The following is a 12,683-nucleotide window of genomic DNA, read 5'->3' as shown; positions in this document are numbered from 1 at the left end:
CCCGCCCCCCCCCGGCGCGGGGTCTACACCGCGGCGGGCGCCGTCTCGTCGGCGGTGGGGTCCAGGTCCGGTGCGGGTGCCGCGGTCCGGCCGGGGAGGAAGAGCGCGGCGAGGACCGCGGCCAGCAGGGCGACCGCGCCGCAGGCGGTCAGGACCCAGCTCATGCCGTGGACGAAGGCGCCGTGCGCGGAGGCCGACAGGGCGGGGTCGTGCAGGCGCGCGGCGACCGCGTCGGCGCCCGCGACCGAGTCCCGGGCGGTCGCGGCGGCGGGTCCCGGCAGGGTGTCCACGTCGATCCGGGCCAGGTAGCCGGCGCTCAGCAGGCTGCCCAGGCCCGCGACTCCGAGGACGCCGCCGACCTGCTGGAGCGTCTCCAGCAGGCTGGTGCCGACGCCGGTCCTCGCCTCCGGGAGGGAGGCCATCACGATGCTGGTGGACGGCACGACGACCAGGCCGAAGCCGACGCCGACCACCGCCAGCCAGAGCGCGGTGGACCCGTACCCGCTGTCCGGCCCGGCGCCCGCGCCGAGGAACACGCCCACCGCCAGCGCCACCAGCCCGGCCGGGGCGACCGCCCGGGCGCCGATCCGCGGCACCAGTCCCTCGCTCAGCGCGGCGGACACCATGAGCCCGCCGATCAGCGGCAGCACCCGCAGGCCGGTGCCGAACGCGTCGTACCCCTGGACGGTCTCCAGGTACTGCGGCACCACGAACAGGATGCCCGTCACCGTGAAGTTGCCGAACACGGCCGTCAGCGTGCCCCAGGAGAACCGGCGGTCGGCGAACAGCGCCAGGTCGACCAGCGGTTCGGCGGCCCGGCGCTGCCGCCACAGGAACAGCGCCAGCAGCACCGCCGCCGCGCCCAGCGCGCCCAGCACCGACGGGTCGGTCCAGCCGTCGGTCGGGACCAGGATCGTCCCGTAGACCAGCGCGGTGAGGCCGACCGTGCCCAGGGCGGTGCCGAGCCCGTCGAACGGCGCCGTGCGGGTCCGGTCGCGCGGGCCGTCGCCCGGCAGCAGCAGGGTGCCCGCCAGCAGCGCGACCGCCACCACCGGGACGTTGAACAGGAACACCGAGCCCCACCAGAAGTGGTTGAGCAGCCAGCCGCCGATCACCGGCCCGGCGGGCATGCCCAGCGCGGCGGCGGCCGTCCAGACCGCGATGGCCCGGGGGACCTCCTCCCGGGGGAAGATCCGCGACAGCAGCGCCATCGAGATCGGCATGATCATCGCCGCGCCGAGGCCCATCGCCGCGCGCACCGCGATCACCCCGCCCGCGGACCCGGTGAAGGCCCCCGCCAGCGAGGCCGCGCCGAACAGGCCGACGCCCGCGGTCAGCACCCGCTTGTGCCCGATCCGGTCCCCGATCCGCCCGACCGGCAGCATCGCCACGCTGAACGTCAGCAGGTAGCCGCCGCCGATCCAGAGCAGTTCCGTGCTGTCCGCCCCCAGGTCCCGGGCCAGTGTCGGCAGCGCCACGTTGATGATCGTCCCGTCCAGCCCGATCACCAGCACGGTCACCACCAACGCCCCCAGCGCCCACCACCGCCGGGCCGAACGAACCGCTTCCACCATCACGCCCTCCAGGACATCCGTGCCGATGCCCCCACCCTCCCGGGGGCCCTGACACGGTGCTGGCACGCCGCTGGCACGCGGGCCGTACCCGCACTCGCACTCGCTGATAGCCGCGATCGAAATCCTAGCGGCGCTAGACATCCGACCGACCATCGCTCTAGCATCGATCCTGTCGCTAGCGCCGCTAACAGAGAGGCGGCGGGCGCCACTTCACACCACACCCAGGGGGAACCACCATGTCCGCGAACGTCCTCACCGCCGCCGCCCCGGCCAGCAGCCGTCTGCGCGTCCGCCTCGCCACCGCGTGCACGGTGCTGGTCGCACTGGGCATCGGCTACGTCGGCCTCTCCTACCTCGTCGCCCCGGAGAGCACCGCCTCCGGTTTCGGCCTGCCGGAGTGGCCGCACGGCGGGGCCGCCGCGTTCGGCAACCTCAAGGGCGTCCGGGACGTGGTCTCCGGCCTCGTCCCGCTGGCCCTGCTGCTGACCGGCCACCGCCGGGCGCTCGGCTGGGCGCTGCTCGCGGAGTCGGTCACCCCGTTCGGCGACGGCGCCACCGTCCTGGCGCACCACGGCAGCACGGCGGCGGCCTTCGGCGTCCACTTCGCCACCGCGCTCTTCGTGGTCGCCACCGCCGGCCTGCTGCTCACCGAGCGCTCCGGCCGGCGGGACTGACGCCCGCTCGGCCCCCGACTCCTCCTCAGCCCTCGGCCCAGTCGCCGCCCGCGAGGAACCCCTCCAGGGCGGCGCGGTGCGGCCGGGGGTCGAGGTGCTCGGCGGCCAGCCACCCGTCCGCGTAGTACTTGTCGAGGTAGCGCTCGCCCGGGTCGCAGATCAGGGTGACGACGCTGCCGGTGCGGCCCTCGGCGCGCATCTCGGCGACGATCCGCAGCGCGCTCCACAGGCCGGTGCCGGTGGAGGCGCCGGCCTTCTTGCCGAGGACGTCGGCCAGCAGGTGGACGGCGGCGATCGAGGCCGCGTCGGGGACCTTCATCATCCGGTCGATCGCGCCGGGCACGAAGGAGGGCTCCATCCGGGGGCGGCCGATGCCCTCGATCCGGGAGCCGGTGGGGCAGTGCGCGTCGGGGTCGTGGTGGACCCAGCCCTCGAAGAAGCAGGAGTTCTCCGGGTCGGCGACGCAGATCCGGGTGTCGTACTGCATGTAGCGGACGTAGCGGGCGATGGTCGCGGAGGTGCCGCCGGTGCCGGCGGTGGCGACGATCCAGGCCGGTTCGGGGTGGGGTTCGAGGCGGAGCTGGGCGAACACCGACTCGGCGATGTTGTTGTTGCCGCGCCAGTCGGTGGCCCGCTCGGCGTAGGTGAACTGGTCCATGTAGTGGCCGCCGGTCTCGGCGGCGAGTGCGGCCGCGGCGGCGTAGACCTGGCCCGCGTTGTCGACCAGGTGACACCGGCCGCCGTGGAACTCGATCAGTTCGATCTTGGCGCGGCTGGTGCCGCGGGCCATCACGGCGACGAAGGGGACGCCGATGAGCTGGGCGAAGTACGCCTCCGAGACGGCGGTGGAGCCGCTGGACGCCTCGATGACCGGCGCGCCGGGCCGGATCCAGCCGTTGCACAGGCCGTACAGGAACAGCGACCGGGCCAGCCGGTGCTTGAGGCTGCCGGTGGGGTGGGTGGACTCGTCCTTGAGGTACAGGTCGATGCCCCACTCGGCGGGCAGCGGGAAGCGCAGCAGGTGGGTGTCGGCGGAGCGGTTGGCGTCGGCCTGGACGCGGCGGACGGCCTCCTTGAGCCAGGCCCGGTACTCGGGGTCGGTCCGGTCCACGTCCTGGGTGTGGTCGCTCATCGCACGCTCTCCTCGCCGCCCGCCGGGGGCTCCGGCGCCGGGCACCCCGGCCCGGACCCCCGAATTCCCCACCCAGTGTAACAGTCGACTACGATAAGTGACGATTACCGAAGCCCCAGCTTCCCCTTATGGCAACGCGGGGCGACGCGCGTCAACGGGCGGGGAGGCCGGGGCCGGTGGGGCGTCGAGCGGCTACCCCATGGGCACCGCCCGCCCGGTGACCCGGACCCGGCCGTCGCCCTCGACCAGGTCCACGGTGAGCACGCCCGGGCGGCCGAGGTCCTCGCCCTGGTGGAGGGTGAGGCGGGCGGTGGTGAGGCCGCGCAGCTCGCGCAGGTAGCCGCCGAAGGCCGCCGCGGCGGCGCCGGTGGCCGGGTCCTCGACCACGCCGCCCACCGGGAACGGGTCGCGGACGTGGTAGGTGGCGGCGTCCTGCTCCCAGACCAGTTGGAGGGTGGTCAGGTCGAGCCGCCGCATCAACGCGGCGAGCGCGTCGAAGTCGTAGTCGAGGTCGGCGAGCCGGGCCCGGGTGGCCGCGGCGAGCACCAGGTGGCGGGCACCGGCGTAGGCGATCCGCGGCGGGAGCCGGCGGTCCAGCTCCTCCGCCCGCCAGCGCAGCGCGGCCAGCGCCTCGGCGACGTCGGCCTCCGCCGCGTCCTCCACCGTCGCGGGGACGCTGGTCAGGGTGGCCCGGTAGCCGTCCGCGGCGCTCCCCGTGACGGCGACCGGAACCGGCCCGGCCGGGGTGGTGAACAGGAACTCGCCGGGGCCGTGCCGCTCGCCGAGGGCGACCGCGGCGGCGATGGTCGCGTGGCCGCAGAACGGGACTTCGGCCAGCGGGCTGAAGTAGCGGACGGCGTAGCCCCGCGGCCGGTCGGGGTCGGCGGTGAGGAAGGCGGTCTCGGAGTAGCCGAGGCGGGCGGCGAGGCCGAGTCGCTCCTCGTCGGTGAACGGGGCCGCGTCCAGCACCACCCCGGCGGGGTTGCCGCCGGCCGGGTCGGCGGTGAAGGCGGCGTAGTGCAGCGGTTCGGGACGGCGGCCCGGTGCGGTGGAGGTCATGCCTGCTGAACGGGACGGCCGGGGCCGGTGATTCCCGGGGCCCCCATCTGGGCCGGTGACTGGGCCGGTGACTGGGCCGGAACGGCCCGGGGGGACGGACGTTCGGACCGGAACGCTAGACTGCCGCATCCCGCTCGCACGGCATCGAGGAAAGAAGAACATGGCTGAGGTCCACCCGAAGGTAGTTGTGGTTGTTCCGACCTACAACGAACGGGAGAACCTGCCGGTCCTGGTCGGTCGGCTGGCCGACCTCGGCATGGAGAACCTGCACGTGCTGGTCGTCGACGACAACTCCCCGGACGGGACCGGCGAGGTCGCGGACAAGCTGGCGGCCGAGTCGGGCGGCACCGTCTCGGTGCTGCACCGGACCGAGAAGGACGGCCTGGGCCGGGCCTACATCGCGGGCATGGCGCGGGCGTTGGAGGACGGCGCCGACATCGTGGTGCAGATGGACGCCGACCTGTCGCACCCGCACACCGCCGTCCCGGCGATGGTGGAGAAGCTGACGGGGACGGACGCCTCGGTGGTGCTGGGCTCGCGCTACGTGCCGGGCGGCTCGACCGCCTCGGAGTGGCCGTGGCACCGCAAGGCGCTGTCGGCCTGGGCGAACTTCTACGTCAACGCGATCCTCCAGCTGAAGGTGAAGGACGCCACGGCCGGCTTCAAGGCGTGGGAGGCCGAGGCGCTGCGCCGGGTCGACCTGGACTCGGTGCGCTCGAACGGCTACTCGTTCCAGGTCGAGATGAACCACCGGGTGGTCCGGCAGGGCATGCGGATCGCCGAGGTGCCGATCCGCTTCGAGGAGCGGGTCGAGGGCATGTCGAAGATGAGCCTGGGCGTGCAGCTGGAGTCCGCGGTGGCCCCCTGGAAGCTCCGCTTCGGCAAGTAGACACGTAGGCGGGTCGACACGTGGACAGGTCGACACGCAGGCGGGTCGACACGCGGGCAGGCGAGCGGTCGGCGCGGCGGCTCCGCGGGGCCGCCGGACGGCGCGGGTGACGGGACGTCGGCCCGCGCCGTTCCGCGCGCGCTCTCCCCTCCTGCTCCCGCCCCGGGCGGTTCAGGGCGCGGCGACGGCCTGCGGGTCCTCCAGGTAGGGCTCCCAGGCGAGTTCGGCCGCGCCGACCAGCCCGGCGTGGACGACCTGGGCGGGGACGATCGGGATGCGTCCGCTGCGGCCCCACAGGCAGCGTTCGGCGACCACCGCGGCGAGCCGGTCGGGGGCGGCGGCGAGCAGGTCGAGGTGCAGGCCGCTGAGCACGATCCGGTCGGGGTTGAGGATGTTGACCAGCCCGGCGAGGCCGAGGCCGAGCCGGTCGACGACGTGGGCGAGGGCGTCGGCGGCGGTCGGGTCGTGGGCCAGCGCGCGGGCCTGCGCGAGCAGCGGGCGGTCCGGGTCGGGGTGGCGGTCCGCGGCGGCGAACAGCGCGCCGGTGTCGGTCTCGGCGTTGAGGCAGCCGCGATTGCCGCAGGCGCAGGGGCGGCCGAGCGGGTCGACGGTGACGTGGCCGACCTCCAGGGCGAGGCCGGAACTGCCGGTGTGCAGGCGGCCGTCGACGACCAGGGCGCCGCCGACGCCGCGGTGGCCGGAGGTGACCAGCAGCAGGTGGCGGGCGCCGCGGCCGGCGCCGTGCCGGTGTTCGGCGAGGGCGGCGAGGTTGGCGTCGTTGGCGACGGCGGTGGGTAGCGCGGTGCGGGCGCGCGGACCGAGGTCGGTGCGGGCGACCCGTTCGGCGAAGAGCGCGGCGGCGGGGGTGCCGGAGGGCCAGCCGAAGTGCAGGGCGGCGAGGGCGGTGCCGTCGGGTTCGGTGACGGGGTTGGGCAGGGCGAGCGCGAAGCCCAGGACCCGGCGGCGGCTGTCGCGGGCGAGCCGGGCGCCGGTCTCGGCGACGGCGCCGAGCAGCGTGGCGGGCGAGGTGTCGGCGGGCAGCGGCAGGTGGACGGGGTCGAGGAGCCGTCCGCCGAGTCCGGCCAGGGTGGCGGAGATGCCGTCGGCGTGCAGCTGGGCGGCGAGGACGGCCGGTCCGGGGTCAGCCGGGGCGAGGCGGTGCGAGGGGCGGCCCCGGCCGCCGCCGGCCGGGCGGGAGTCGACGGTGATCAGGCCGAGCGCCTCCAGTTCGCCGGTGACGGCGCCCGCGGTGGCGCGGGTGACGTCCAGGGCGCCGGTGAGCGCGGAGCGGGTGGGGGCCTGTCCGGTGTGGACCAGGCGCAGGGCCGGTCCGAGCAGGGTGCGGCCGCGGTCGGGCGCGGGCCGCCGGGCCGGGCTCGGACCCGGGCTCGGATTCTGGCTGGGATTCGGGCTTGAAGGTGTGTGCGGCACTCCCCTATTCTTACTTTGTGCCGCTACTGAACAAAACAGAAGCCCGTCCCGCCCTGCCCTCCTCCCCCGCCGCCCCGTCCGGCCGACGCTCCTCCTGGTCGGCGGCACGCCTCGCCCTCACCGCCTTCTTCACCGTCGACGGCTTCCTGTTTGCCGCCTGGGTGGTCCGGATCCCGGACGTCCGCGCCCAGGTCTCCGCCTCGCACAGCGCGCTGGGCCTGGCCCTGCTGTGCATCTCGGCCGGCGCGGTCGCCACCATGGCCCTGGTCGGACGGCTGTGCCTGCGGTACGGCTCGCGCCGGGTCACCGTCGCCGCGGTCACCGTCTTCTCGCTCGCGGTGGCGCTGCCCGCGCACACCCACTCGGTGCTCGCGCTCGGCGCGGTGCTGCTGCTGTTCGGCGCGGGCTACGGCGCGGCCAACGTGGCGATGAACAGCGCCGCGGTCGACCTGGTCGCCGAACTCCGACGGCCCGTCATGCCCAGCTTCCACGCGGGCTACAGCCTCGGCGGCCTGCTCGGCGCCGCGGTCGGCGGCCTGCTCGCGAGCCGGATCAGCGACTCCTGGGCGCTGGCCGCCTCCGGCGCGCTCGGCCTGGCCGTGGTCGCCCTGGCCGGCAGCGCCCTGCTGCGCGCCCCGGCCGCCGTCCGCCCGGCCCCGGACGGGGGCGCCGCGCCCGCCGCGCCCGCCGCGCCCGCCGGACTGTCCGGGCACGCCCGGCTGCTGGTCGTCCTGCTCGGCCTGACCGCGCTGTGCACGGCGTACGGCGAGGGGGCGCTCGCCGACTGGGCCACCCTGCACCTGACCGACGACGTGCACGCCAGCACCGCGACGGCCGCCGCCGGCTACGCCGCCTTCGCCTTCGCCATGACGGCGGGCCGGCTCTCCGGCACCTGGCTCTCCGAACGGCTCGGCCAGACCAGGGTGATGCTGCTGGGCGGCCTGGCCGCCTGCGCGGGCATGACGACCGCCGCCCTGGCCCCGTCCGTCCCGCTGGCGCTGGCCGGCTTCGTCCTGGTCGGCCTCGGCCTGGCCAACGTCTTCCCGCTGGCGATCGCCCGGGCCGGGGCGACCGCCGGCCCGCAGGGCGTGGCCACCGCCTCCACGCTCGGCTACGCGGGCATGCTGATCGGCCCCCCGGTGATCGGCTTCCTCGCCGACGCCCTCTCCCTGCCCGCCGCCCTCCTCACCGTCGCCGCCAGCTCCGCCCTGGCCGGCCTGCTCGCCCTCACCGTCCGCCGCCACCGCACCGCCTGACGACCGGTCACCCGCCTGCGGCCGCACCACGGAGCGCACCGGAGCACCACGACGGCGGCCCGGACGCTCCCGCCCGTCCGGGCCGCCGTCCCGCCGCCTCACCGTCCGTGGCGGACCGGCGGCCGTCGGCTCCCCCGCCCGTCCGGGTCCACGAGCCGGCGACCCGCCGGATCCGGCCACCGGAGCACGGACCGGAGTTCCGGGCCGACGGTGCCGGGCCGCCCGGTGCCGGTCCGCTCCGACGCGCCGCCGTCCGGGCCGCCGCCGTCGGCGGCGCTACTCGGGGGCCGGCTGTTCGCCGGGGAGGCGCAGGTCCCAGCCGACCAGGGCGCGGAGCTGTTCGGCGGTGACGCCGTCGGGGACGGGGCGGGGGGGCTCGTGGCGGATGGGGGGCTGCCAGCCCCGTTCGGGGCTCCAGGTGCGGACCTGGCGGGCGGGGGCGCCGGCCACCACGGCGTAGTCGGGGACTTCGCCGGCTACCACGGAGTTGGCGGCGACCACCACGTTGCGGCCGATCCGGGCACCGGGGAGGATCACCGCGCCGGTGCCGATCCAGGAGCCGGCGCCGATCGAGACGGGCGCGTTGCGGGGCCACTGCTTGCCGATCGGCAGTTCGGTGTCGCGGTACTCGTGGGCCTGGTCGGTGATGTAGACGCCGGGGCCGGTCCACACGTCGTCGCCGAGCTCGATCCGCTGGTGGCCGACGATGTGGCTGCCGCGGCCGATCACGCAGCCGCCGCCGATCCGGACGATCGGCTCGGGGCCGAGGTCGAGCCCGGGCAGGAACCCGGCCGAGAGGGTGACGCGTTCGCCGATGATGGCGAACGGGCCGATGGTGATCCAGCGCTCGTTGAAGACGGTGCCGAGCGGGAAGGCGAGCTTGGTGCCGTCGCCGAGCTCGCCGAACCGGTACGGCCCGGGGTTGCGGTTGCTGACCGCGCCCGCCTCCTGCGCCCAGCGCCAGCCGCGGTGCACGGCGCGCCCGGCCGCCCGGCGCGACCTCTCGCGGACGGGTCCGAGCAGCCTGCGGACGATCGACATGCGCTCACCGTACCGGCCGGTGCGGGCCGGGGAACGGCAACGGGAGCAAATTCACACCGGCCGGTAACTTGGCGCCGTCGCCGCCGGTCAGCGCACCCAGCGGGCGGGCCGCTTGGCCAGGAAGGCCCGCATGCCCTCCTGCGCCTCCTCGGAGCCGAACAGCTTCGCCGACAGCGCGACAAGTTCCTCGGTGTGCCGGTCGAAGGACTCCCGGACGGCGGCGTTGGCGAGCAGCTTGGACTTGGCCAGGCCCTGCGGCGAGCAGAGCCGGATCGCGTCCAGCAGGGTGCGCAGCGCGGCGGGGGCGTCGTCGGCGGCCTCGGTGACCAGGCCGATCCGGGCGGCCTCGGCGGAGTCGAAGGTCTCGCCGGTGAGGTAGTAGCGGGCGGCGGCGCGCGGGTCGAGCTTGGGGCGCAGCGGCAGCGAGATGACGGCGGGGGCCAGGCCGAGGCGGGACTCGGTGAAGGCGAAGGTGGAGTCCGGTCCGGCGACGGCGAGGTCGCAGGAGCCGACCAGGCCGAGCCCGCCGGCCCGGACGTGGCCGTCGACCAGGGCGATGACCGGCTTGGGGCAGTCGACCAGGGCCCGTTGCAGGGCGACCAGGCCGCGCGGTCCGACGGTGGGGTCGTCGCCGGTGGCCTCGGAGAGGTCGGCGCCGGCGCAGAACACCCGGCCGGTGTGGCCGAGGACGACGGCGCGGACCGCGGGGTCGGCGGCGGCGTCGGCGAGCCCGGCGGTGAGTTCGGCCATCAGGCGGCCGGAGAGGGCGTTGCGGTTGTGCGGGGAGTCGAGTTCCAGGGTGGCGACGGCGTCGGCGGTGGTACGGCGGACGAGCGGCACTTCGCGGGTCATCGGGCGGGCCTGCCTTTCCGGCTGAGGGTGGGTCGGAGGGGCGTCGTCTGCACCCTGGCACACCCCGGCCCTACTGGCCAGTACCGGATTCCCCCGGCGCGCGCCGCCCGGCGGCGGGCGCGTCCCGCCGGGTCGCGCGGACCGACGTTCCGTACACGTCCTCAACTTCCTTAAGGTCTAGACCTATTGACAGTCAGCGGACAGACTCGCTTGAGTGCTGGGTACACCGCTCGTTCCCCCACAAGGAGTGGCCGAATGCCCCACACCCGCACCTCCCACCGCCCGGCGCACCGCGCCGCCTCCCGCCGCGGCCGGATCGCCGCGCTGCTGACCGGCGCGCTGGCCGCGACCGGCCTGGCCGTCATGGTGCCCACCACCTCGACCGCGGCCGCCGCCTGCACCACCCCGTACTCGGCGACCCAGGTGTACACCGGCGGGATGTCCGCCTCGTACAACGGGCACAACTGGAACGCCAAGTGGTGGACCCAGGGCGAGACCCCGAGCACCGGCGGGTCCGGCGTCTGGGCCGACCAGGGCGCCTGCGGCGGCGGTGGCGGCACCACCACCAGCCCGACCCCCAGCCAGGGCACCTGCAACCACCCGACCTGGGTGGCCGGCACCCAGTACGCCACCGGCGCGATCGTCAAGTACGCGCCCAACGGCCAGTACTACATCGCCACCCACGACAACCCGGGCTACGACCCGACCATCTCGACCTGGTTCTGGAGCCCGTACACCTGCACCGGCGGTGGCGGCACCAGCCCGAGCCCGTCCACCACCCCCAACCCGGGCGGGTTCGTGGTCTCCGAGGCCCAGTTCAACCAGATGTTCCCGAGCCGGAACTCCTTCTACACCTACTCCGGCCTGGTCGCGGCGCTGAACGCCTACCCGGCGTTCGCCAACACCGGCTCGGACACGGTGAAGAAGCAGGAGGCGGCGGCGTTCCTCGCCAACGTCAGCCACGAGACCGGCGGCCTGGTCTACATCGTCGAGCAGAACACCGCCAACTACCCGCACTACTGCGACACCAGCCAGTCGTACGGCTGCCCGGCCGGGCAGGCCGCGTACTACGGCCGCGGGCCGATCCAGCTGAGCTGGAACTTCAACTACAAGGCGGCCGGCGACGCGCTGGGCATCGACCTGCTGCACAACCCGAACCTGGTGCAGACCGACCCGGCCGTCGCCTGGAAGACCGGCATCTGGTACTGGATGACCCAGAACGGGCCGGGCACCATGACCCCGCACAACGCCATGGTCAACGGCAACGGCTTCGGCGAGACCATCCGCTCCATCAACGGCTCCATCGAGTGCAACGGCGGCAACCCCGCCCAGGTGCAGAGCCGGGTCAACTCGTACACCAACTTCACCTCCATCCTGGGCGTGCCCACCGGCTCGAACCTGAGCTGCTGACGCCCTGACGGACGGGGCGGCGGTACTGACAGCTGGTCAGTACCGCCGCCCCGTACGCGCGTTCAGCGCCGCACCAGCGCCGTCATCCCCCAGCCCGCGGCGGCGAACAGCACCGCCAGCAGCGCCCAGCCGAGCAGGCCGTGGGTGATCACCACCGAGGTCATCAGCACCGGGCCGAGCATCAGCGCGCCCGACATGCCGGTGTTGAAGACGCCCTGGTAGGCGCCGTGCGCGCCGTCCCGCGCCAGGTCGTAGCTGAGCGCCCAGGCGCCCGCCTGGCTGTACACCTCGCCCAGCGCCTGGCAACCCACCCCGGCCGCCACCAGCAGCGCCGCCGCCCAGCCGGGCAGCCCGGCGGCCAGGCCCAGCACCAGGCAGGACGCGGCCACCAGCAGCGCCCCGCGGCGGAACACCAGGGCCGCGGCCCGCGGCCGCTCGGTGCCCCGGGTGGCCCGCACCTGGAGGACGATCACCAGCGCGGTGTTCACCAGCATCCCGCCCGCGACCATCCAGCGCGGCGCGTCGGTGTCGCGCACCACCCACAGCGGCAGCCCGACCTCGATCATCACGAACTGCAGGGTGACCAGCCCGTTCAGGCCGGTCAGCAGCAGGAACGCCCGGTCGCGCAGCGCCGGGTTCGGCCCGTCGGCCGCCCGCCGGAGCTGCTCGGCGGTGCGCGGCGTGGCCGGCACCAGCAGCACGTACAGCACCGCGATCGCCCCGTACGAGGCCGCGTCGACCAGCAGCGCCGTCAGGTAGGCGCCCCGGGTGTCCAGTTGCAGGACGGCGGCCGCGCCGAGGGTGCCCACCGAGATGCCGACGTTGGTGACCGAGCGCAGGTAGGCCCGGCCGGCCACCCGCCCGTCGGCCGGCAGCACCTCGGCGAACAGCGCCCCGCGCACCGCCGAGCCGCCCCGGTCGGCGACCGCCGCCAGGCAGGCCAGCACCGCGAACACCGCCAGCCCGTGCACCAGCACGTACCCGGCCGCGCAGAGCGCCTGCGCCGCCAGCAGCGCGACCAGCACCCGCTTGGGGCCGTACCGGTCGGACAGCCGCCCGGCCGGGACGCCCGCCGCCACCCCGCAGGCCCCGGCGAGCGTCAGCACCAGGCCGACCGTGCCGACGCCGAAGCCGACGATCCGGGTGAAGTACACCACTCCGAGCGTCATCCCGAGGCCATTGCCGACGGTGTTGACCAGGGTGATCGCGGACAGCCGGCGCAGCACCGGGTCCTCGGGGAGCAGCCGGGCGAACCGGCTGCGGGCAGGGGGGAGCGGCACGGCCGGAGCGGCCGCGGGTTCAGTGGCGGTCATGCCCCGATCAGACCGGGTACGGAGCGGCCGTGGTATTGATTTAGCCCCCGCC

11 protein-coding genes are annotated in these 12,683 nt (G+C 75.2%); 4 read left to right on the top strand and 7 right to left on the bottom strand.

Features of this window, described 5'->3' with window-relative positions; translation table 11 throughout:
* Positions 1 to 23 precede the first annotated feature (23 nt).
* Complete coding sequence (locus K353_RS28280; protein WP_111556347.1) at positions 24 to 1,574, bottom strand: MFS transporter; 1,551 nt, start codon at positions 1,572 to 1,574, stop codon at positions 24 to 26.
* A gap of 236 nt (positions 1,575 to 1,810) precedes the next feature.
* On the opposite strand from K353_RS28280, the gene K353_RS28275 reads away from it, so the two are divergent.
* Entirely contained in the window at positions 1,811 to 2,248 is a 438-nt protein-coding gene (locus K353_RS28275; protein WP_111556346.1) for a DUF4267 domain-containing protein, read from the top strand.
* 25 nt (positions 2,249 to 2,273) lie between these two features.
* Here K353_RS28275 and K353_RS28270 read toward each other — a convergent pair whose 3' ends face one another.
* A complete protein-coding gene (locus tag K353_RS28270; RefSeq protein WP_111556345.1) occupies positions 2,274 to 3,380 on the bottom strand; it encodes a PLP-dependent cysteine synthase family protein in 1,107 nt (368 codons plus the stop codon).
* Positions 3,381 to 3,572: 192 nt separating this feature from the next.
* Entirely contained in the window at positions 3,573 to 4,439 is an 867-nt protein-coding gene (locus K353_RS28265; RefSeq protein ID WP_111556344.1) for a PhzF family phenazine biosynthesis protein, read from the bottom strand.
* A gap of 160 nt (positions 4,440 to 4,599) precedes the next feature.
* Here K353_RS28265 and K353_RS28260 point away from each other — a divergent pair, with 160 nt between their 5' ends.
* Entirely contained in the window at positions 4,600 to 5,328 is a 729-nt protein-coding gene (locus tag K353_RS28260; RefSeq protein ID WP_111556343.1) for a polyprenol monophosphomannose synthase, read from the top strand.
* 171 nt (positions 5,329 to 5,499) lie between these two features.
* Here K353_RS28260 and K353_RS28255 read toward each other — a convergent pair whose 3' ends face one another.
* Positions 5,500 to 6,759 (bottom strand): ROK family protein, encoded by a 1,260-nt coding sequence (locus K353_RS28255; RefSeq protein ID WP_111556342.1) that lies wholly within the window; start codon positions 6,757 to 6,759, stop codon positions 5,500 to 5,502.
* Positions 6,760 to 6,776: 17 nt separating this feature from the next.
* Between K353_RS28255 and K353_RS28250 the strand changes: the two genes are divergently transcribed.
* On the top strand, positions 6,777 to 8,015 hold the full coding sequence (locus K353_RS28250; RefSeq protein WP_111556341.1) for an MFS transporter: 1,239 nt from the start codon (positions 6,777 to 6,779) through the stop codon (positions 8,013 to 8,015).
* Between the two features lie 276 nt (positions 8,016 to 8,291).
* Here K353_RS28250 and K353_RS28245 read toward each other — a convergent pair whose 3' ends face one another.
* The gene (locus K353_RS28245) at positions 8,292 to 9,056 is read right to left on the bottom strand and encodes a DapH/DapD/GlmU-related protein (RefSeq protein WP_111556340.1); all 765 of its coding nucleotides are present in this window, start codon (positions 9,054 to 9,056) and stop codon (positions 8,292 to 8,294) included.
* A gap of 87 nt (positions 9,057 to 9,143) precedes the next feature.
* The gene (locus tag K353_RS28240; protein ID WP_111556339.1) at positions 9,144 to 9,908 is read right to left on the bottom strand and encodes an enoyl-CoA hydratase family protein; all 765 of its coding nucleotides are present in this window, start codon (positions 9,906 to 9,908) and stop codon (positions 9,144 to 9,146) included.
* A gap of 255 nt (positions 9,909 to 10,163) precedes the next feature.
* Here K353_RS28240 and K353_RS28235 point away from each other — a divergent pair, with 255 nt between their 5' ends.
* Complete coding sequence (locus tag K353_RS28235; RefSeq protein WP_111556338.1) at positions 10,164 to 11,318, top strand: glycoside hydrolase family 19 protein; 1,155 nt, start codon at positions 10,164 to 10,166, stop codon at positions 11,316 to 11,318.
* A gap of 62 nt (positions 11,319 to 11,380) precedes the next feature.
* On the opposite strand, the gene K353_RS28230 is transcribed toward K353_RS28235, so the two are convergent.
* Entirely contained in the window at positions 11,381 to 12,631 is a 1,251-nt protein-coding gene (locus tag K353_RS28230) for an MFS transporter (RefSeq protein ID WP_111556337.1), read from the bottom strand.
* Positions 12,632 to 12,683: the final 52 nt, after the last annotated feature.

Origin of the sequence: Kitasatospora sp. SolWspMP-SS2h (genome assembly GCF_003259315.1) — a bacterium.
Lineage (GTDB): Bacteria > Actinomycetota > Actinomycetes > Streptomycetales > Streptomycetaceae > Kitasatospora > Kitasatospora fiedleri.
The sequence above is the reverse complement of the archived record's forward strand: the minus strand, read 5'-3'. Positions and strand labels throughout refer to the sequence as shown.